Origin of the sequence: Mesorhizobium delmotii (assembly GCF_900149755.1) — a bacterium.
Taxonomy (GTDB): Bacteria; Pseudomonadota; Alphaproteobacteria; order Rhizobiales; family Rhizobiaceae; genus Mesorhizobium; species Mesorhizobium delmotii.
Genome location: NZ_FUIG01000026.1, coordinates 3,329 through 22,803, shown reverse-complemented (window position 1 = coordinate 22,803; position 19,475 = coordinate 3,329). Strand labels below are relative to the sequence as shown.

The window sequence follows — 19,475 nt, the reverse complement described above, 5'->3', positions numbered from 1 at the left end:
GTGTTTCGATATTTTGTCTGGCGCATCGCCGTGATGGTTCCAACGCTGCTGGTCATATCGGCGCTGGTGTTCACGATCATCGAACTTCCCCCAGGCGACTATTTCGACAGCTATGTTGCCGAGCTTCGGGCTCAGGGCGAAGCGGTGGATTCCGATCGCATCGAGATGATGCGCAGGGACTATGGTTTCGACCAGCCACCGGTCATTCGCTACTTCTACTGGGTCGGCGGCATGCTGCACGGCGATTTCGGCTATTCCTTCGAATATGAGATGCCGGTTCGCGACGTCGTCGGGGACCGAATGTGGCTGACCGTGCTGGTTTCCTTCGTCACGATCATCTTCACCTGGCTCATCGCCTTTCCGATCGGCATGTACTCCGCCACGCACCAATACAGCTGGGGCGACTACGGCCTGACTTTCTTCGGCCTTCTCGGCCTTGCCATTCCAAACTTCATGCTGGCGCTGATCCTGATGTATTTCGCCAACATCTGGTTCGGCACATCCATCGGCCATCTCATGGACCAGCAATATCTCGGCGAGCCAATGAGCTGGGCCAAGGCGAAGTCGATCCTCGCCCATCTCTGGATTCCGGTCTTGATCATTGGCACCGGGGGCACGGCAAGCATGATCCGGCGGCTGCGCGCCAATCTTCTCGACGAGCTACACAAGCAATATGTCGTGACCGCGCGCGCCAAAGGACTTCATCCGTTCAAGGCGCTGGTCAAATATCCGCTGCGCATGGCGCTCAATTTCTTCATTTCCGACATCGGCTCGATCCTGCCGGCCATCATCTCCGGCGCCGAAATCACGGCGATCGTGCTGTCTTTGGAAACGACCGGGCCGATGCTGATCAAGGCGCTGCAAAGTCAGGACATGTACCTGGCAGGGTCGTTCCTGATGTTCCTCGCCTTCCTGACGGTCATCGGTGTCCTGATTTCCGACCTGGCGCTGGCGCTGCTTGATCCACGAATTCGTTTGCAGGGCGGCAGCACCAAATGAACACGCATTCGCCGCTGCCCGCTCCGGGTGCTCCACTTCAACACTACGTTTCCACCGCGCCCATTGACCTGCAGTCGGTCGAGGCGATGACGCCGGAGCAGTCGAAGGTCTTTCAGGCGTCGCAGTTACGGCTGATGTGGTGGAAATTCCGGATGCACCGGCTTGCCGTTATATCCGGCATATTCCTGGCAGCGCTTTATTTCGGGATACTGATTTGCGAGTTCCTGGCGCCCTACAATCTGCACACGCGCAACATGGACTACATCTATTCGCCGCCGCAGCGGGTGCACCTGTTCCACAACGGCCAGCTCGTCGGGCCGTTCGTCTATGGCCGCCAGATGACGCTTGATATGGACACGCTCAAGCGGAACTACATCGAGAATCAGGATGATGTTCAGCGGATCCGTTTCTTCTGCAAGGGCGACAGTTATCAGTTCTGGGGCCTGATCGAAGGTGACAGGCATTTTGTCTGCCCTGCCGAAAACGGCCAGCTCTTTCTAGCCGGCACTGACAGGCTGGGGCGCGATGTGCTCTCGCGCATCATCTATGGCGCACGCATTTCACTGACAATCGGTCTCGTCGGCATCAGTTTCAGCTTCCTGCTCGGCATTGTCATCGGCGGACTGGCCGGCTATCACGGCGGTATCTTCGACCTGATCGTTCAACGGATAATCGAAGTTCTGCAATCGATCCCCAGCATTCCGCTATGGCTGGCTCTGGCGGCGATCATGCCGATAACCTGGAGTCCGATCCTGATCTATTTCGGCATCACCGTCATCCTCGGGCTGCTCGACTGGACTGGACTGGCGCGGGCCGTGCGTTCAAAGCTTCTAGCCTTGCGCGAGGAGGATTACGTTCTGGCCGCGCAATTGATGGGCGCCAGAAGCAGCCGCATCATCGGGCGGCATCTCATTCCCGGCTTCATGTCGCATCTGATCGCGACGGCGACGATCTCCGTACCCGGCATGATTCTGGGCGAGACGGCGCTGAGCTTCCTCGGGCTCGGCCTGAGGGCGCCGATAACCAGCTGGGGCATCCTGCTCACCGAGGCGCGCAGCGTCAGCGTGATCGCGTTCTATCCATGGCTGCTTTTGCCGATGCTCCCCGTCATTCTCGTCATCTTGGCGTTCAATTTCCTCGGCGACGGCTTGCGGGACGCCGCAGACCCCTACAAGTGAGATCGCTATTCCGCCGCGCGCCGGGCCGCCGACTCCACCCAGTATGATCCTTGTCGGCGGCCTGTGCGGTTATTGCAGTGTTCATCGTTCGCCTCTATATGTGGCGAGACGCGATCGGGGTTTAACACGTCGCCCTCGGGTTCACCCGTGAACCGTTCTGGTCGCGGGCATTGCCGATCTCTTGAGCTGGTTCAGACACACAAACGCATATGACTCGCCTCGAGAATTTCATCAGCAGGATGACCGCACAGCGCGACATTCTCGATCAAGTCTGCCCCGAGGTGGCGAAGATGGAAGGGCTGGTGCTTGAGCTCGGCCTCGGCAATGGCCGGACGTTCCACCATCTGCGCGAGCGCCTGCCCGGACGCCGGATCGTGGTGTTCGACCGCGCACTTGGCGCACACGCCAGCTCAATTCCCGAAGCTGAAAACCTCGTGCTCGGCGAAATACGCGAGACGGCGAGCAGGTTCATTGGCATCGACGCTGCTCTTGTTCATGCCGACATCGGCACCGGCTATGACGATCGCGATGCAGTGACCTCTACCTGGCTTCCCGATCTGATCGCGCGCCTGCTTCGCGTCGGTGGCATCGCGGTCAGCGGCACGCCGCTCGATCACCCGCTGTTGCAACGCCTCCCGCCACCGCCTTCGGTGCCCGCCGATCGTTATTTTGTCTGCAGGCGCGTGTGAGGGGCCGAGACGACTCAAATCTTCAGGGGCCAAATCTTCAGGGGATCGTATATACTGCTATCTCCCGCGCAATGCCGCGCAGCGAGACCTCGTGGGGCACGGGCGTCAGCGCGTTCCTGTGCAACAGATCGGCGGTGAGATTGTCGTCGACCACCGCACGAGTGGCGAAGATCGCCTGTGCGTTGGCAAGGTTCTGGACCCGCGAAGCAATATTGACCGTCTGGCCGAAATAGTCCTGTCGCTCGTTCATAGACACGGCGATGCAGGGGCCGGCATGGACTCCGATCTTGAGCAGCAGATCCTCGCGCCCGCTTTTGTCGTTGAGCGCACGCATGGCATCGCGCATCCTGAGGGCCGCAGCAATCGCACGATCAGGCGTCGCGAAGGTCGCCATCACCGCATCACCGATCGTCTTCACCACCGCGCCTGCCTCCGCCGCGACGATCTCGTGCAGAACCTGGAAATGCACGCGCACGAGATCGAAGGCTGAAAGATCGCCCACCCGCTCGTAAAGCTCGGTCGATCCGCGCAGGTCGGTGAACAGGAAGGTCAGGCTGGTGATCTTCAGGCGCTGGTTGATGTCGAGTGTATCCGTGCGATAGAGATCGCGGAACGTCTGGTTGGTGAGCAGGCGCTTGGCAGTCAGGAAGGGCCGGCGTTTACCCAGGAAATCATGCAATTCCTGGCCGGCGATGAAGACCGTCGGCAGCACGCGGGTGTCGGTCCTGTTCTCCAGTGAAATGCGCAACGGGCCGGGTTGCATCTCCAGCGTCTGGTTCTGGACATGGTCGCGATCGAAGACCAAAGAGAGGCTTCGGCGCTCTTTTGTGGGTTCGCCCTTCCCGTCTATGAACTGCACTGAATGGGTGACCGGCTCGAAGACGATGATGAATTCAGACGGAAGCTGTATGGGCAGAACCGCCTTTTCACCGGGGGCAAGCTCGATATCCTCCAGCGAGAACGCTTCTATCTTTTTCGCGAAATCCTCTTCCGGCAGATCGACGCCGGACCCCCAGTAGATCTGGCGGAAATATTCCACCAACGGCAGTTCGTGTGGATTGTGGGCGGCAATCCTGCGCACGCGGGGACTGACGGTGAATGTCACCTCGACCATCTCGTCGAGGGTCGGCGAATAGCCCTCGGAGCACAGCGCGCAGGTGTATTCGTCCTTCTGCAGGGTTTTCAGCGTGGCGTTGGTGTCGAGCACGCCGCCACAGCCGGGGCATAGAACATTCCAGGAAATGTCGAAGATGCCCACCCGTGCCGCATGGAGAAAGGCGCTTATGGCGCGTTCCTCGTCGAGGCCATGCTTGCTGGCGAAGGCTGGCGCATTGATGCGGCAAAGTTCGCGGTCCTTGCCCTCCGCGATGGTTCGCTTGATCGCGTCGATTGCCTGCGGATCGACATCGGTCGATTGCCGCAGAAGCGAGAACAGATCCTGAGCTTCGTTCATCGTGCAGGCTCCAGAAAATGCGACCCGGAGGCGTCTTTGCTCCGAGTGCTCCATCTTACTGCGAAACGGATCGTACGGCCATTCGAATGGATAAGCCTGCTGACAGTTCAATTTCCATTCGGCGGATTTTCACCGGCCGCAAGCGGCACTATGATGGTCCATGGGGCATTCATCTTTGGGACTTTCTCCCATGCCGACATCCAGCAACCCGCCATTTCACGCGGCCCTGCGCCTTTTCTCTGTGGTTGTCATCATCGTCCTGATCGTCGGCGCCGGCCTGTTTTTCGCGCCTGTGCTGGTCAAGCCGCGCTGGCCTTGGGCCGTCACGCCGTTCAATGCCCGCTTCCTCGGCGGCTTCTACACCGCCGAAATGGTCGTGATGGCGGCGCTGCTGGTCTGGAATCGCTGGTCGCCCGGCAGGCTCGTGCTCGTCATGGCGTTCATCTTCACCGTCATCGTGTCGGTGGCTTCGTTCATCAATCTCGGCTATTTCAACTTCGAGCGCAATGCGCCCTGGCTCTGGTTTTTAGTCTATCTCGCTTCGGTCGCGGTATCCGGGCTGTTGCTGTGGCGGGCCAGGGCCCGTCCTTCTGCAAAAGGCGTGACCTTAACCCCGCATGGCGCGGCTACATGCCGGTGGAATCGGCGATCGTTGGGCTCTATGGCGTCGGCCTGTTGCTGTTTCCCCTGACATTCGGCAGCATCTGGCCATGGCCGATCGATGCCTTCCACGCTCAGGTCTACAGCGCCATCTTCCTTGCCGGTGCGGGCGGCATATATCTCGTCTGGAGAAGCGCGCCGCGCGAGGAACTGCTGGTGCTCGGCTTGGCGCAGTTTCTGGTTGGCCCGCTTGCCATCCTTGGCCTCGTTATCACCGACGCTGCGGTGCACCGGATCGACTGGACAGCGACCGGGACATTGTGCTGGCTCACCCTTTTTGGCTGGATCGGCATCAGCGGCGTCTTCAAACTCTACGCCGCCTACCGGTATTTTAGCTCGCAATCGGCATCATAGTTGCAGAGACGGCTGGATTTTCAGGTAAGGTCCGGTGCATCGTTCGCCGGGAACGCCATGACCAGCACGACCTCGCCATCCTCGGAGAAAATCCAGCCGCAGCTCCGGTCCGTCCGGCTAAGCGATGCGGAGGCGCTTTGCGCTATCTTCAACATGCCGGGCTTCCGCTGGGGCACGCTGAGGATGCCCTTCGAGATGGTGGAGCAGGTGGAGCGGCGCATCGCCAAGTCCGGCCAGGAAACCACCTGGATCGTTGCCGAGTTGGACGGCAAGGTCGTCGGCCATGGCAGCCTGGTCGTGCAGGGTTCGCCGCGCCGTTCGCATATCGGCGAGATCAATATCGGCCTTGACGATGCCTTTGTCGGCAAGGGTATCGGCTCTGCCATACTCGGCGCGCTGCTTGACGTGGCCGACAACTGGCGCGCCCTGAAGCGGGTCGAATTGACCGTCTATGCCGACAACGAACCGGCCGTCCGTCTCTACACAAGCCACGGCTTCGAGGTCGAAGGCCGGCATGTGAAGGCTGGTTTTACCGACGGGCAGTACCACGACCTCCTGAGCATGGCCCGGCTGCGGTTCTGAGATCCGCTGTTTGGCCTTAACTGTTTAGCCAATCTAACAATTCGTGCCGAGTCGACGAACCGGCGATTGCTCATGGAGAACTCCGTTGGATACGGTCAATTTCGTCTCACACCATCTTGATCGAGTTGACAATCTATCTGTGGGCCGGTCGCATCCAGCAAGTCTGGTCTCCCTTGGCGTTTGCACTGCAAGCGGCTAGACGGGACCAATGACCGCCGTCTTTGACCCAACCCCTACGCCTCCGGTGGAAATTCTGGCTGTGCTGTCGCTGCTCTGCCCGGAAGTCGTGCGTGACATCGAGCAGAACTGGAATGCACCAGTTTCCGATTACGCTCGCCATCTGTGGCGGCCGGTGGCAAGGCCTGCATCGGGCCCGGCGATCGCTGCCCGCTCGATTCTGCGCGAAGTCCTGCATCAGCGCCTTGGTGTGATCATGCAGCCTGAAGAGATCGGCAAGGCCCTTGAAGAGTTCGAGCACAGACCGGTGATTCAGTCCGGCCTGCACTGCCTGCTTCTGATGGACCGGATCACCTTCGATGCCCTCCTGCTTGCCTGGCTCGGCGCGGTCGAAAACGGGCTGTCGGCCTTCTTCGGCTTCATGGGAACGACGATGACCATGGAGACAATTGGCCGGGAGGGGCCGGGATGGCTCGATGTCGGTGACGACAAGGTCAACCTGTTTGGCATGGGGCGCCACAAACTGTGCCGCAAAAGCGCCTGCGTGGCCGGTCCCGTCTCCCTCAACAAGCGCGCGCTCGAGGCGGTGGGCGATGAAACGGATGCCAGCCGCTGGCTGGGCACACTGCTTGCCAGCCAGGACAAGGTGTTTGGAACCGCCGCCGATGCGCTGACAGCCCTCAACGAGGATCTGGTCGCCGATTGGGATCGTTCCGGCATGGCCCTCCCGGTTTTCATCGATGATCGGCTCGCCGCGGCTGCCATGGCGCGGCATCTAGAATATGACGGCAGCCTTCTTTCCAGGCTGCTCATTGAGCCCGCAAGGCGCCAGCGTCTCGAACGTGCCTTGCAAGAGGCCGCATCAAGCACATTTGGCAGATTCCTGCCCAATGCCACGGCCTATTTCTGGGGCATCCGCGAGGAGCGCGTGCGCAAGCTCGTCCTCGAGAACGGGCACCTGATCGAGCCTGGCAGGCCGCATGGTCTTTCCATCCCGTTCGAGCGGCCGCATCTCAGGCAGGCGCTGCTGGACGGCGTGCTGCTGCCGAACTTGTTCCTGATGTTCCTCGTCCTTGCCATATTGCCGCGCGTGCGGGTTGTGGGCGGCCTGAGACAGATTGGTTATGTAGCGCTTTTCCACTCGATCCTGCTGGCTGCGCTAGACGAAAACGCGCCGGAAGAACGCGATCTGGCTGCGGAGCTGCAGGTTCGGGAAAATGCCTGGGGCATGCGGGTCATCGACGAAAAGATCTCGGTCCGCGAGCAGCTTGCCGGCCTGCCGGAAGGGGCGCTCTTCCCGAACCTGCTCCGGCAGTACCGTTTGCAGACATTTGCCGAGACGACCGACGACCTGAAGCTGGTTCGCGAAAACGCCCGATGGCGCAAGATCGGCCAGGCCGAGATCAAGGCGACCTGAGCCTCACTTCAGGCCTTATTGCAGGTTGATTTGCGGTGTGGGTCACCGTTTCACGGAAACGCAGAACCGCTATTCTCTTTGCTTTGACGCCATTCCTGACGGGAAACCGGTACCTACTTTTGCTGGAATTGCTCTAGTGCGCAACCGCAGCGACGGCGATCTATCGGTGAGCCTCTGGCGTCGGACCGGCCGCATGGGCCTCACCTGTCATTGCACGACACCGGCCTTGCGGAGCCCATCCACCACGTGTTCGAAATCGGCAGGGTTCTTGTAGGGCAAGACTTTGCGACGGTATTCCAGCGAATAGTCGGGATTGACGCGAAGCACCTCCTGCCATGCTTCGCGGGCCTCGGCGAAACGGCCCAGATGGCCGTAGCTGGCGGCCAGAAGCGCGCGCGAGACGTCGGTGACAGCGTTGCGAGCCAGCCGTTGCATCAAGAGGTCAACGGCCTCTTCGTACCTTCCTAGTTGAAACAAGGCCAAAGCCTGGAAGTGCAGAAGCACATCCGGAAAGTACGGATTCAAGGTCTTCCCCCGGCCGAAACTCTCGAGGGCCTCCTCGGATCTGCCCGAATAGTACAGCGCCTCGCCGAGGATGACGTGCCCTTCGGCGAAGTTCGGATTGAGGACTATCGCGCGCTCGGCCTCGTTGATGGCCCCATCGTGCCGTCGTGTGTACAGCTTGACTATAGCCAGCGCCCAGTGCGCCCAAGGATCGCTGCCATCCAGCGTTACCGCTCGCCTTGCGGCCTCTTCCGCCTGCACCATCGATTCCGGCGGCGACGCGCTCCATCTGTTCAGGTAATCGAGTCCGTGCGTGAGGGCGAGGAAAGCGTGGGCAGAGGCAAACTTCGGGTCCAGTTCGATGGCACGTTGCAAGAGGTCGCGGGCCGCGATGTTCGTCTCCTTCGTCAGCCGGTGCCACAGCTCCCGGCCCCGCAGGAAATAGTCGTACGCCTCCGTGTTGCGCGGGTGCTCGGGTGCCAGCCGCTGACGGTCACCCTCAGTCAGATTGAGCGCCAGCGCACCAACGATCTGCTGCGTCACGTCGTCCTGCACGGCGAATATGTCGGTCAGCTCGCGATCGAACCGCTCCGCCCAAAGATGGCCGCCCGAGGTTGCATCGATGAGCTGCGCGGTGATGCGCACCCTGTTCCCCGACTTGCGTACGCTGCCCTCAAGCACATGCCGCACGCCGAGCTTCGTGCCCACCTCCTGCACATGGACGTTCTGGCCCTTGAAGGTGAACGACGAATTGCGTGCGATGACGAAGAGCTGCGACAGTTTGGACAGCGCCGTGATGATATCTTCAGAGATGCCGTCGGCGAAGTAGTCCTGTTCGGCGTCACCGCTCATGTTGGCGAACGGCAAGACGGCGATCGACAGCTTTGGCGGCGCTGCCGTCGCCGGCCGGCTCCTCGCGGTTTCCGTTGTCGCGGCCACCTTGGTCCCGGCGCTGCCGACTTGCAGCGAATAGACCCGGATCGGCTCGGCGATGTTCTTGAGCTGTGTGCTACCGAGATCGCTGACCGAGAGGTCGAGCCTCGCCTTGACCTGGCGATAGGCATCCTCGGACAGGCAGATGGCGCCTGGCGCCGCGACGCCCTCCAAACGCGAGGCGATGTTGACGCCGTCGCCCATCAGGTCGCCGTCGCTTTCTTCGACCACATCCCCCAGATGGATGCCGATCCTGAACTCGATGCGGCGGTCCTGCGGCACGCCGGCATTGCGCTCAACCATAGCATTCTGAAGCTCAACGGCGCAGCGCACGGCATCCACCACACTGCGGAACTCAACCAGCGCCCCATCCCCGGTGCGCTTGATCACCCGCCCGTGGTGCACTGCGATGGTCGGATCGATCAGGTCGCTGCGCAGTGCCCGCAACCTCGCCAAAGTACGATCTTCGTCCGCGCTCGCGAGCCGGCTGTATCCGACCACATCTGCAGCCAGGATTGCGACTAGCTTACGATTCTCGCTCATAGGTCCGTGTCCTCATCTCCATAATAGCAGGAAGACGGAGGGTAAGAGGGAACTTTCGCAAACAACGGCCAGGCAGCCGCCCGAATCGGCAGCGCTCTGCCACCGGACCCACACGGATCGCTCGATGCCCATTTGCGCTGCCGCTTGCTGGTCGACGGCTATCGGTGCATCCTTGTGAATAGCCTGGCCGTGAAGTGCGTAGCGAGATCACCCCCGTCACGGCCCCTAGTGAGGTCTGGTTCGATGGACTGCCCGGGCTGCGGTTTAGAGGTTGAGGGCGGCTATGCCTTCTGTCCGAGGTGTGGCAGGCGCCAGCCCGTGTCATGCGCCAGTTGCGGCTACCCCTGCGCACCTGATTTCGAGTTCTGTCCGAAATGTGGGGTACGCGTCGGTGCGCCCGCAAAAGCCGTCGAACGGCCTGCTCCGACACCAAGCCGGACCATCGTGCCGCCTTCTCGAACTCCGTCGCTGCTTCCGAACATCGAAAGCGAAGAGGGGCTGCATCCCGTCTCTGACGCCGATCGCCGGACGGTAACGGTCCTGTTCGCCGACCTTTGCGGCTTCACGACACTCAGCGAGCAGCTCGACCCCGAGGTGATGCAAGCGCTGCAGAACCAACTGTTCAAGGAATTGACGGCGGCCGTGCGAAACTTTGGTGGTTTCGTCGACAAATTCATCGGCGATGCACTGCTCGCTTTGTTCGGTGCCCCGGTCGCGCATGAGGACGATCCGGAACGTGCGCTTCGCGCCGCTCTCGATATGATCGCCCGGACGGCGCGGCTCGGCGAAAGCACCCCCCACTCCGGCTCGCCTCTGTTACTCCATATCGGCATAAACACTGGTCCGGTCGTTACTGGCGGATTGGGCATCGGCACCGCCAAATCCTATTCAGTGACCGGCGACACAGTGAATACGGCACAACGCCTGCAATCGCTTGCCGCACCGGGTGAGGTGCTGGTAGGCGAGCTCACTCACAGGCTGACCCGGCATGCCTTCTCTTACGAGTCGCTGGGTGATGTCATGTTTCGTGGCAAGGCTGGCAGTGTGCTCGTCCATCGACTGGATGCACCGCTTGCGACGCCGCGTCCAGCGCGTGGGCTCGAGGCGCTCGGCCTCAGTGCGCCGATGATAGGTCGTGGTGCGGAGCTCAATAGAATGCTGGCGAGCCTTGACCAGGCGTGCGGCGGCTCGGCCCAACTTGTCCGCCTCGTCGGAGAAGCCGGTATCGGGAAATCGCGGCTGGTGAAGGAGTTCGTCGCCCGCATCGGCGACGAGGATCGTTTTCGCAACGTCGCCGTGCGGCTGGCCACGTGCTCACCGCTGGGCGAACAATCATTTGGCGCCTTGGGCGCAGTGGTGCGCAGCGCTGCCGGGATGATGCAAAACGACAATGGGGACGAAATGCGGGGGAAGCTCGCAGGCTTGCTTACCGATCTCGGCCTGCAGGGCGAGGAGGCGAAGCGGCTGATGCCTTTGCTCTACCATGTGCTCGGCCTTGGCGACCCCGATGCCACCTTGCAGCATGTCGAGCCCGAGCAGCTGCGGCGGCAAATTCTCTACGCAGTCCGCACAATCGTCGAACGGCGGCTTGCGTTGTCGCCGCTGTTGATTGTCGTCGAAGACCTGCACTGGGCCGACGCCGTGTCGCTCGAGGCACTGCGTTTCGTGATGGACAGGTTGGAACGCACGCGGTTGATGTTGCTGGTCACGCATCGTCCGGCGCCGGACAACGGCCAGCTCGATTCAAGTCGGGTCAGTCACACAGCGCTCAGGCTTTCGCCGCTCAACAATGATGACGGACGCAGCCTGCTGGCGATGCTTTTCGGCGAGAGCTGGGTAAACTCCGCAGGGGGGCTTCTTGACCAGATCCTCGAGCGCGCGGGCGGCAACCCCCTTTTTGTAGAGGAGATCGTCCGCGGCCTTATCGATCGCGGTGTACTGATGCGCGAGGGCCAGCGATGGCGGACTGTGGCAGGCGAAGTCGCAACCGGCATTCCCGCCACTATCCAGGCAATGTTGCTTGCTCGCGTCGACCGGCTGCCCCAAGAGGTGCGCCGGTTGGCCCAGGAAGCCGCGGTAATCGGCCCGCGCTTCGATGCCACACTTCTGAAAGCCGTGACATCCGATCCCGGCCGGCTAGAAGCCGGCTGCGAACTGCTTTGCGATGCGGAAATCATCGAGGAAGTTGCCGGATCAGGCTCGGTCTCGTCGCAAAGCTACCGCTTTACGCAAACATTGCTGCAGGACGTGATCTACCAGAACCTCCTCCTGCAACGCCGGACCGACATCCACGGGCGGGTCGGTGCTGCCTTGGAGCAACTGTGCGGCGACAAGCCGGAACGGCTTGAGGATTTGACCGTGCTCGGTCATCATTTCGCACAGAGCGCCGAGCGGGAGAAGGGCGCGCATTACCTGCAGGCGGCAGGCGATCGCGCTCGCATGATATACGCCAACGACGACGCCCTTCGTTTCTACGAACGAGCACTGACTGCGTTGGGCGCGACCGGGCAAACACCGCTCAAACTGGCAATTGCAGAGCGCATTGCCGATTTGAGCGGCCCGGCGGGCCGCCGCGAGATCGCGCACCACCATTACGAGACGGTGTTGCAGGCATACCGCGAGTCAGCCAATCGTGTCGCGTCGGCGCGAGTTTTGCGTAAGATCGGTCGGCTGCTCTGGGACGTCGGCAAGCGCGACAAGGCCGAATCCCGCTATGCTGAAGCGACAGCGCTCCTCGATGGAGCGGATGCCCCGATCGAGCAGGCGCATCTCTGGCAAGAACGTGGCCGACAGGCGTTCCGTAGCGGAGATCACGCTCTCGCGGCAAAATGGGCAGACGCGGCGCTGGATTGCGTACGCTCTCTGACAACGGAGTATGTCTCCGAGGTAGGGTGTGATGCCACTCTTGTGACCGCCGAGGCACTTAATACCAAGGCTGTTGCGCTGGCTCGCCTTGGGCGAAACCGTGAAGCCGTGCGTCAGGTTGAGCGTAGCATTGAATTGGCCGAAGCCGCCGGTCTACTGGGCGCGGCCTGCCGCGGCTACACCAATCTCGGGGTGCTTTACACGACCATCGATCCGGCACAGGCGATGGAGGTCTGTCGGCGCGGTCTTGAAGTGGCGTGCCATATTGGTGATTTGGGTTTCCAGGCGCGCCTCCTCGCCAACCTGGCGGTCGCTTGTTGCACTTTCACGGATCGCTGTCCAACGGAGGGCGTGCCTGCTGCCGAGAAGGCCATCGAGATCGACCGGGCGCTCGACCAGCGCGAGCACCTGCCGGTGCCGTTGATCGTGCTTGGGCAGATCCACCAGTGCAACGGCCGTCCGGAACTGGCGGTTGGCTTGTTCCAGGAAGCGCTGGACGTAGCCCGCGAAACGGGCGAGCCCCAACTGCTGTTTCCGTGCTATGATGGTCTCGCAACGCTTAATCTCGACCTCGACAATCTGGCCGAGGCCGAACGCTACTTTTCCCTGGCGCAGGATATATGCGCCCAGCACGGGCTCGACCCGGAAGCGCTTGTGGTGCTGCCTTTTCTCGACTAGCTGGGTTGGAGGTTGGAAATGTCCGCGCGTAGTGACTTGGTACCCCTTCAACCGGGCGACCGTGCGCCGAACTTGGTACTCGACGCGATTACCCAGGAAGGCAAGATCGCGCTTGACGACTTTCGCGGACAAAAACCGGTGCTGGTCGGCCTGTTTCGAGGTCTGCATTGTGCGTTTTGCCGGCGCTATATCGCCGCCCAGGCGCGGCTTGATCCGGAGCTGCGCGAAAAGGGCGTGGAGAGCCTGACGGTGGTCAACACGCCGATCGAACGGGCGCGTCTCTATTTCCGCTACCACCCGATGCCGAATCTGCTTGCGGCCTCCGACCCTGAACGCGCTTCACATCGTGCTTTTGGACTGCCCAATCTCGAATTCACCCAAAACGAGACGATCTGGCCGTACAAGGTCTCGATGGCAGCGGCAAAGGACATGCGGGTCGACATACCAGGCGAGTTGCCCGGTCCGATGGATCCTTTTGCGGCCACCGAAATTCTCAACAAGAAGGACAAGTACGAAGTGACCGAAGCCGACGAGCAGATGATGGCAACGGGACACGGACAACTGGTCGGTCAGTTCCTACTGGACCGGCAGGGGATCGTCCGCTGGACCTTCACGGAGGTTCCAGAGGGTGGGCGATACATGTTTAGGGCGCCAAACCCGCAGGAGCTGATGTCAGCGGTATCCCAAGTCGCCCAATAGACTTGCGAACGAGGTAACCGGGCGGGAAATTGACACTGACACGTTCACCGTTCATTCGAGCACGGCCTCGACCCTGGCAACAAAGTCATCGAGCGAGCGATCCCCGCGAATCTCGATGCGCGGAAGGTCGATGGGATCGCCATCGAGGTCCGCCGGCCCGTGTCTGCCGCCGAAGCCGATCCGATAGCCGCACTCCTTGGCCAGCCGGCCAAGCCGTCGGTCGGTGACAGAAAAGGGTGCCGCGAACGCCGTGGTTGGCCGACCGGTCCACCGTTCGATGAACATACGCGAGCGAAGCAGCTCGCTGGCCAAGTCAGAGCTCGACAGACCATCTATCGCGCGATGCGTCGCCAGATGGCTTCCGAAGAACGCACCTTCGGCGGCGAGGCGTCGCACCATCCCGGCGTCCATAAGCTGCGTTGGCGGACCGCTGTCGGCGTCCCACTGTGCGCTTGCGCCCACCAGGTCCGTCACCAGGAACACTTCCGCGGTCAGGTCGTTCGCGCGCAAGATCGGCCAGGCATGGTCGGCAAAGTTCTGGAAGCCGTCGTCGAAGGTGATGAGCACTGGGCGGCCAACGAAAGGTTGACGGTTGGCGATGAACCATTCCAGCTGCTCGGACCTAATCGCGTGAAAGCCATTGGCGCGCAGCCATGCCATCTGGCTGTGGAATGCGGCGGGCGTGAGCCGAAAACGGGCGAGCGCGGCCGGACCTTCATCGGAGACGCTGTGATACATGAGGACAGGGATACGCTGCCGCCGCTCGCCACGCGCAACGTCGCGGCGCAAGGCCCGCGCCCCGCCCCAGACGATATTTCGCGCGACCCCGATTTCGAGGGGCGCGCGGATTGGCGCATGATCAATCATCGGTTCCGTCGCCACATCTCCAGGTGACAGGCGGCGGAAGCGGTCTATGCGATAGAGCTCGGTCTGGATCGATCGCTCGAGGACGAGGCCTTCGGTCGCTGCCAGCGTCTCTGAGATCGCTTGTGCACCGAATGTGTTCCAGTCGAAGCCGGTCCTTTCAACATTGTCACGTAGCACGAATGCGTGTGCGTTGATGAAACTGCCGCCAGGCGCCAATGCCTCAACGATTTTTTTGGCGATGCGCCGCAACTCGGCGAGATCATCCAGATAGTAGAGCACTTCCGAACAGACGATCAGGTCCATCTCACCAGGCAGCGTGTCGGCGCAGAAATCCAGTACGCCGAACTCAACATTCGGCTGATCGCTGCATCGCGCGCGCGCCCGCCCGATGGCTACGGCGGAGATGTCAGTTGCCGTCAAATGGCCCACTCGCGGCGCCAGCTGCCGCGTGAAGTGCCCCTCTGCGCAGGCCAGTTCAAGCGCCCGTCCGATGGGACCGGCAGGCAGAATTTCGAGCTGCCGCTCATATTTTTCCTGCTCATAGGACGAACCATAGTTCCAGGGATCCTCGGTCGCGAAACGGCGATTCCAGAACGACGTGCGATCATTGTCGTGCCCATCCGCGGCCGATGCGCGGCGCGGCGCTGCAAGCGGCTCTGCAGCTTCGGCGCTCGACCGAACCAGCCGCCGCGCTTCCGCGGCCAACCGCGCGAGTTTGCCGAAGTGGCTGTCCCGATCAGACCGGCGTCCCGCGATGGACAACAATGCCTCGGCTGCAAACATGTTTGACTTGTCGGCACCGGCGCCCTGTTGCGGGGCATGTACAGGCGATCGCCTTGCAAGCCGCGCGGCACTGTCTATAAGCCGCTCAGGGGGCACGAAATTTCGGATCAATTCAATCCAATGGCGCCTTGTCACTTTCCCAAGTACGCCGAACTGCACGACAGCCTCGATCTGGCCATCCATCATCAGATAGGCATAAATTTGATCGATTCCTTCCGGAAGTTCGATCGAGGCCGGATTTCGAATATCGACGCGAATTCCAAGTGTCCGCGCCAGCCTGCGCGGCGCGGCAAGATCGTCGACGTCGAGAAGCATTTGCTCAAGGTGATACTGGACGCGGCGACCCGCGACGGGATTGTCCCAGGCTTTGCCGAGTTCGATGATCAACTCGGTGAGGGAGCCGCCGAACCTGTCCCACCTGGCAGCCAATTGCGCTGGCACCGATAGGCTTCCTGCCATAAGGCCATCGAAGGCCACCTTGGCGATCTCACGCGCCCACTTACGTCCTGCCGGGAGCGCGCGCAGGGACTGTGGGTTGATCGAGCGTGAGCCGCAGCCGCAATCCGACGCGGCGTTCCACAACGCGAACCACGCGAGTGCTTCGGAAGCGGTGCGGCCGTTCGCCTCGATCGCTCCATTGGCGTGAGCCGATGCTGGCTGTTTGACCCTGGGATCAGCAGAAAAGCCGCGGGCGATCACGATTTCCGCATCTATCAGCATCTGCGTCGAATTGCGGCTGAGCGAGTTGGGGCTGGTCCGATAGAAAGCGAGCGGCTCGTCGACCATCACCCAACGTTTGCCTAGACGTGCGAGGCGCTGCCACAGATCCCAGTCCTCGCAGGTGCGCAGCGACACATCGAAACCGCCCAACTCGACAATTGTCTCCCGGTCGACTAGCAGCGCGTGACTGCGGATGGCGCACCGGCGCGCGAATGTTTCGAAGGGCTGGATCGCAACCTCCGTCGGGATGCTCGATGGGGTGAGTTCGCCATCGGGCATCACGCGCCGGGAACCGCAATAGGCGGCGACCGCATCGGGCGCGGCTTCAAGTGCGGCCAGCATTTTCGCAAGGAAGCTGGCATCCACCCAATCGTCCGCATCCAGGAACATGAGCCAGCGGCCGCGCGCTGTCGAAATCCCGCTATTGCGCGCGCCGGCGGCGCTATACGCGCAAGAGCTCAACATCCGAAACCGGGCATCGTGCTCCAAATAACCGGTGACAATCGCGGCGGTAGCGTCCGTGGAGGCGTCGTCGACGATGATCGCCTCCCAGTCCATTATTTCCTGATCGAGAAGGCAATCGAGTGCGCGCGCCAGCGTTACCTCCGCGTTGTGCGCAGGAACCACGATTGAAACCAAGGGATTATGCGTCACGCCGTCTTACCCGCGCCTGGTTCGAAGGTCGAACAAGAGTCCCGAAACATAGCCGGCGATTTCCTGCCAAAGGGAACGGTCCTCAGGGACGCTGCGCCCAAACAGTCTCCTGCGAACTCTCCCGAGCCGCCGCGACGCCGCCATTTGGCTGCAGAGCGAGCTTGCTCCTGTCGTGCTACCGGTGTTGGAAGCCTGGCGCAGCATTCCCATCCGTGCCGCCGAGCTTGGGCGCCAGCTGTCGCAGATGCACGTCAAAGCCAAGCATGCCGCATACTCATGTCGATCCCCGGAGTCGGCGCCATGACCACAAGCTGCGGTCCCTGGCTCCGTATGAGTGCAATAGCTATGGCAACCTGACGTCTTTTGCAATCGGCGGCGCAATAAATGCAAGCCCACTGAAGCTTTGGTGTGAATGACTGCAGTTATTGGGACTATTGCTCCCCTCTATCGACCGAAACGCCTCGATTCCGAGGTGCATTCTCGAACAGCCATTCTCCGTGCCAAAGAACGCCTTCCTTCTACCGTTGGGCACGCATCGGAAGCTGATCGTCGCAGTATACAGCCGGGTGCGAAACAGTATGTGCACCGCCAGACCAGCTAATTTAGATACTTCTAATGAATCTGCGCTACTTAATTGCGCTACAGTAGCTATAGCCTGACATTGTATTACTCATTTCGATAGTAGATTGCGTCCAATGGTCGATTAGATTAGCCGGTTATGGCTGCTATCACAAAGAGATGCCAGAGCGACACCAATCGGAACTCGTGCATTTGCTGCTAGTCCAAGAGATGTAAAAGGGACGCACGATTTGGTTTAAGTCAAGAAGATTCCGGCTTGCGAGCCGGGTATTTTGCTGACATGCTTGGGTGTTTTTGAGTTTTGCACTGTGACAGGTGCTCAAATGAAGGGGCATAAGGATGGCTAAGGAATCTTCGAATACCGCTTCTTCAGCAAATAAAGCGGACGGAAATCTGATAAGTAATGCAGACGGAAATGGGCTGACCTTGATGGGGGTCCAGGCTCGCGAGGGCGGGGTCTCCGGCGACGCTGTAGGTGTCGACAAGATACGTGATCTGCTGTTCGGCAACCAGATGCAGGACTATGACCGCCGTTTTTCCAAGCTTGAAGAACGGTTCTTACAGCGCTTCAAGGATGTCGAATCCGAAGCCAAGCGCAATCTTGAAATGTATGAGTCAAATGCAAAGAAGCAGGTCGAATCGCTCGCGGCGCAATTGCGGAACGAAAAAGATGCACGAGCCGAGGCCGACAAGGAGATTGACCGGAATCTTCGCGAGCAAAATCAGGCGCTTGAAAAGCAGGTGCGCGCGTTGTCGGATCAATTGAGCGAGCTTGAGCGCGAAGTCGCGGACCGGATAAATCGAAGCGATCAATTGCTGCGTGAGGAAATCAAGCAAAAGAATGAAAGCATGCAGATGCTAATGGAAAAAATGTTTTCCGATCTCAGCAACGTAAAGACCGACCGAAATCTTTTGGCTGGCCTGTTTGTCGAGGTTGCAAAATGTCTAAATCAGGATCCCGCCGGCAGCAAGAGCAACTCGGAACGTAGTTGGAAAGTGAGTTGATCGGAACTTGACGTCGACCGTCGACCCAATCAGCCTTCCTCAAAGAGCAGCTTCGAACGATACAGAGATTGATCGCGAGGCTCTGGCTACTCTTTTGGTCGAAATTGCCCGGAACGTTGATCCGGACTATCGTGCGCGTTTCCACGGAGTTCCAACCGCCGATCCTCGCATGGAAACGCTGCGCCAGTTGCTGGTCGGCCGCGAAATTTCGGAGCTTTCACGCGTTACGCACCTGCTCGACGAACCTGAGCAGCTTGCGGCTGCAGTTGGGGGTGTTCTCCCCAGTGCAGCCGCACGTGCGCCTCATGCGCAACTCGGCGAGGCACTTGCGCCAGCTGTCGAGAGGGCTGTGCAACGGTCCATCCAGAAGAGCCCGCGAACGCTTACGGATATATTATACCCGGTGTTTCTGCCGGCAATTCGCAAGTCGATCGGGGAAAAGATCGACCAGACCTTTCAGTCGCTGAATGAAACTTTAAGACATATATTTACCTGGCATGGTCTCAAGTGGAGATTTGAAGCATGGAGAACGGGCGCAAGCTTCTCAGAAGTTGTTCTTAAGCATTCTCTTGTCTATCGTGTAGAACATGTCTTTCTAATTAACCGAAATTCCGGGCTTTTGATAGCGCATGTAACTGCCGATAATGCAACGAGCGAAGATCCTCAGCTCATTTCGTCGATGCTTAGTGCAATTCAAGATTTTGTGAAAGACTCATTTAACGAGAAAGAACAGAGCGGCCTGGACACTATCCGTTTTGGGGAACTTCGTCTCTGGTCAGAAGTTGGACCGTTTGCGACCTTGGTTGCGGTGATCCGGGGAAATCCGCCAGAGGAATTACATGAAATAGTTCGCGATGTGTTGCTTCGCATCCATGATGAATGCTCACAGGCTTTAGAGCAGTTTGACGGCGACAGTTCGCAGTTGGCCGGCGTAGAGACGCAGTTGCAGACCTGCGTTGAACTGAAGCAGGAGGACTCAAACCAGGGATTTCCGTGGCTGGTGGTGGCTGCAGTCCTGCTGGTTTTGATTCCGGCAGGCGGTTGGTTCCTTCTTTCCTGGCAATCCGGGCAACGCTGGCAGACTTATGTGTCGCGACTGGAGACCCAGCCGGGCATCATCGTCGCCCAACAAACGG

Annotated in this window: 13 protein-coding genes and 2 pseudogenes; 12 read left to right on the top strand and 3 right to left on the bottom strand. The window is 60.3% G+C overall.

Annotated features, from left to right (window positions below):
- The 3 genes from BQ8482_RS16780 to BQ8482_RS16770 all read left to right on the top strand — a co-directional run bounded on the left by BQ8482_RS16780 (nucleotide 1) and on the right by BQ8482_RS16770 (nucleotide 2,866).
- Nucleotides 1-999, top strand: coding sequence for an ABC transporter permease (locus tag BQ8482_RS16780; RefSeq protein WP_095495745.1), 999 nt, complete (start codon nucleotides 1-3; stop codon nucleotides 997-999).
- On the top strand, nucleotides 996-2,177 hold the full coding sequence (locus tag BQ8482_RS16775; protein WP_123148668.1) for an ABC transporter permease: 1,182 nt from the start codon (nucleotides 996-998) through the stop codon (nucleotides 2,175-2,177). Before BQ8482_RS16780 ends, BQ8482_RS16775 begins: the two co-directional genes overlap by 4 nt.
- A gap of 209 nt (nucleotides 2,178-2,386) precedes the next feature.
- Nucleotides 2,387-2,866: a class I SAM-dependent methyltransferase gene (locus BQ8482_RS16770; protein ID WP_123148667.1), complete on the top strand. Its 480-nt coding sequence runs from the start codon at nucleotides 2,387-2,389 to the stop codon at nucleotides 2,864-2,866.
- A 37-nt stretch (nucleotides 2,867-2,903) separates the two neighbouring features.
- Here BQ8482_RS16770 and BQ8482_RS16765 read toward each other — a convergent pair whose 3' ends face one another.
- Nucleotides 2,904-4,319, bottom strand: coding sequence for an adenylate/guanylate cyclase domain-containing protein (locus BQ8482_RS16765; RefSeq protein WP_123148666.1), 1,416 nt, complete (start codon nucleotides 4,317-4,319; stop codon nucleotides 2,904-2,906).
- Between the two features lie 190 nt (nucleotides 4,320-4,509).
- On the opposite strand from BQ8482_RS16765, the gene BQ8482_RS39325 reads away from it, so the two are divergent.
- From BQ8482_RS39325 to BQ8482_RS16750, 4 genes are all read left to right on the top strand, one after another.
- Nucleotides 4,510-5,010, top strand: a complete 501-nt coding sequence (locus tag BQ8482_RS39325) for a hypothetical protein (protein WP_244602846.1) — start codon at nucleotides 4,510-4,512, stop codon at nucleotides 5,008-5,010.
- Nucleotides 4,950-5,333: a hypothetical protein gene (locus BQ8482_RS39320; RefSeq protein WP_244602845.1), complete on the top strand. Its 384-nt coding sequence runs from the start codon at nucleotides 4,950-4,952 to the stop codon at nucleotides 5,331-5,333. Before BQ8482_RS39325 ends, BQ8482_RS39320 begins: the two co-directional genes overlap by 61 nt.
- Nucleotides 5,334-5,390: 57 nt before the next feature.
- On the top strand, nucleotides 5,391-5,915 hold the full coding sequence (locus BQ8482_RS16755) for a GNAT family N-acetyltransferase (protein WP_095483612.1): 525 nt from the start codon (nucleotides 5,391-5,393) through the stop codon (nucleotides 5,913-5,915).
- Between the two features lie 208 nt (nucleotides 5,916-6,123).
- Nucleotides 6,124-7,509 (top strand): hypothetical protein, encoded by a 1,386-nt coding sequence (locus BQ8482_RS16750; RefSeq protein ID WP_123148665.1) that lies wholly within the window; start codon nucleotides 6,124-6,126, stop codon nucleotides 7,507-7,509.
- A gap of 207 nt (nucleotides 7,510-7,716) precedes the next feature.
- Here the strand turns inward: BQ8482_RS16750 and BQ8482_RS16745 are convergent, their stop codons facing one another.
- Complete coding sequence (locus BQ8482_RS16745; protein WP_123148664.1) at nucleotides 7,717-9,489, bottom strand: adenylate/guanylate cyclase domain-containing protein; 1,773 nt, start codon at nucleotides 9,487-9,489, stop codon at nucleotides 7,717-7,719.
- Between the two features lie 243 nt (nucleotides 9,490-9,732).
- On the opposite strand from BQ8482_RS16745, the gene BQ8482_RS16740 reads away from it, so the two are divergent.
- Together BQ8482_RS16740 and BQ8482_RS16735 are read left to right on the top strand one after the other, a co-directional pair.
- The gene (locus BQ8482_RS16740; RefSeq protein WP_123148663.1) at nucleotides 9,733-13,032 is read left to right on the top strand and encodes an ATP-binding protein; all 3,300 of its coding nucleotides are present in this window, start codon (nucleotides 9,733-9,735) and stop codon (nucleotides 13,030-13,032) included.
- A gap of 18 nt (nucleotides 13,033-13,050) precedes the next feature.
- Nucleotides 13,051-13,731: a redoxin domain-containing protein gene (locus tag BQ8482_RS16735; RefSeq protein ID WP_123148662.1), complete on the top strand. Its 681-nt coding sequence runs from the start codon at nucleotides 13,051-13,053 to the stop codon at nucleotides 13,729-13,731.
- Between the two features lie 51 nt (nucleotides 13,732-13,782).
- On the opposite strand, the gene BQ8482_RS16730 is transcribed toward BQ8482_RS16735, so the two are convergent.
- A complete protein-coding gene (locus BQ8482_RS16730; RefSeq protein ID WP_123148661.1) occupies nucleotides 13,783-16,755 on the bottom strand; it encodes a trifunctional glycosyltransferase/class I SAM-dependent methyltransferase/polysaccharide deacetylase in 2,973 nt (990 codons plus the stop codon).
- 160 nt (nucleotides 16,756-16,915) lie between these two features.
- On the opposite strand from BQ8482_RS16730, the pseudogene BQ8482_RS39315 reads away from it, so the two are divergent.
- The 3 genes and pseudogenes from BQ8482_RS39315 to BQ8482_RS39310 form a co-directional block, all read left to right on the top strand.
- A pseudogene (locus BQ8482_RS39315) lies at nucleotides 16,916-17,067 on the top strand (IS110 family transposase); the annotation flags it as partial.
- A gap of 606 nt (nucleotides 17,068-17,673) precedes the next feature.
- Entirely contained in the window at nucleotides 17,674-18,339 is a 666-nt protein-coding gene (locus tag BQ8482_RS16720) for a coiled-coil domain-containing protein (RefSeq protein WP_123148660.1), read from the top strand.
- Between the two features lie 7 nt (nucleotides 18,340-18,346).
- Nucleotides 18,347-19,475 (top strand): annotated as a pseudogene (locus BQ8482_RS39310) (OmpA family protein); the annotation flags it as partial.

Bases quoted from the DNA above. Each gene is read 5' to 3' on its own strand.
- BQ8482_RS16755 (WP_095483612.1), top strand. From the start codon at position 5,391: ATGACCAGCACGACCTCGCCATCCTCGGAGAAAATCCAGCCGCAGCTC.
- BQ8482_RS39325 (WP_244602846.1), top strand. From the start codon at position 4,510: ATGCCGACATCCAGCAACCCGCCATTTCACGCGGCCCTGCGCCTTTTC.
- BQ8482_RS39320 (WP_244602845.1), top strand. From the start codon at position 4,950: ATGCCGGTGGAATCGGCGATCGTTGGGCTCTATGGCGTCGGCCTGTTG.
- BQ8482_RS16745 (WP_123148664.1), bottom strand. From the start codon at position 9,489: ATGAGCGAGAATCGTAAGCTAGTCGCAATCCTGGCTGCAGATGTGGTC.
- BQ8482_RS16765 (WP_123148666.1), bottom strand. From the start codon at position 4,319: ATGAACGAAGCTCAGGATCTGTTCTCGCTTCTGCGGCAATCGACCGAT.
- BQ8482_RS16720 (WP_123148660.1), top strand. From the start codon at position 17,674: ATGGCTAAGGAATCTTCGAATACCGCTTCTTCAGCAAATAAAGCGGAC.
- BQ8482_RS16775 (WP_123148668.1), top strand. From the start codon at position 996: ATGAACACGCATTCGCCGCTGCCCGCTCCGGGTGCTCCACTTCAACAC.
- BQ8482_RS16750 (WP_123148665.1), top strand. From the start codon at position 6,124: ATGACCGCCGTCTTTGACCCAACCCCTACGCCTCCGGTGGAAATTCTG.
- BQ8482_RS16770 (WP_123148667.1), top strand. From the start codon at position 2,387: ATGACTCGCCTCGAGAATTTCATCAGCAGGATGACCGCACAGCGCGAC.
- BQ8482_RS16740 (WP_123148663.1), top strand. From the start codon at position 9,733: ATGGACTGCCCGGGCTGCGGTTTAGAGGTTGAGGGCGGCTATGCCTTC.
- BQ8482_RS16735 (WP_123148662.1), top strand. From the start codon at position 13,051: ATGTCCGCGCGTAGTGACTTGGTACCCCTTCAACCGGGCGACCGTGCG.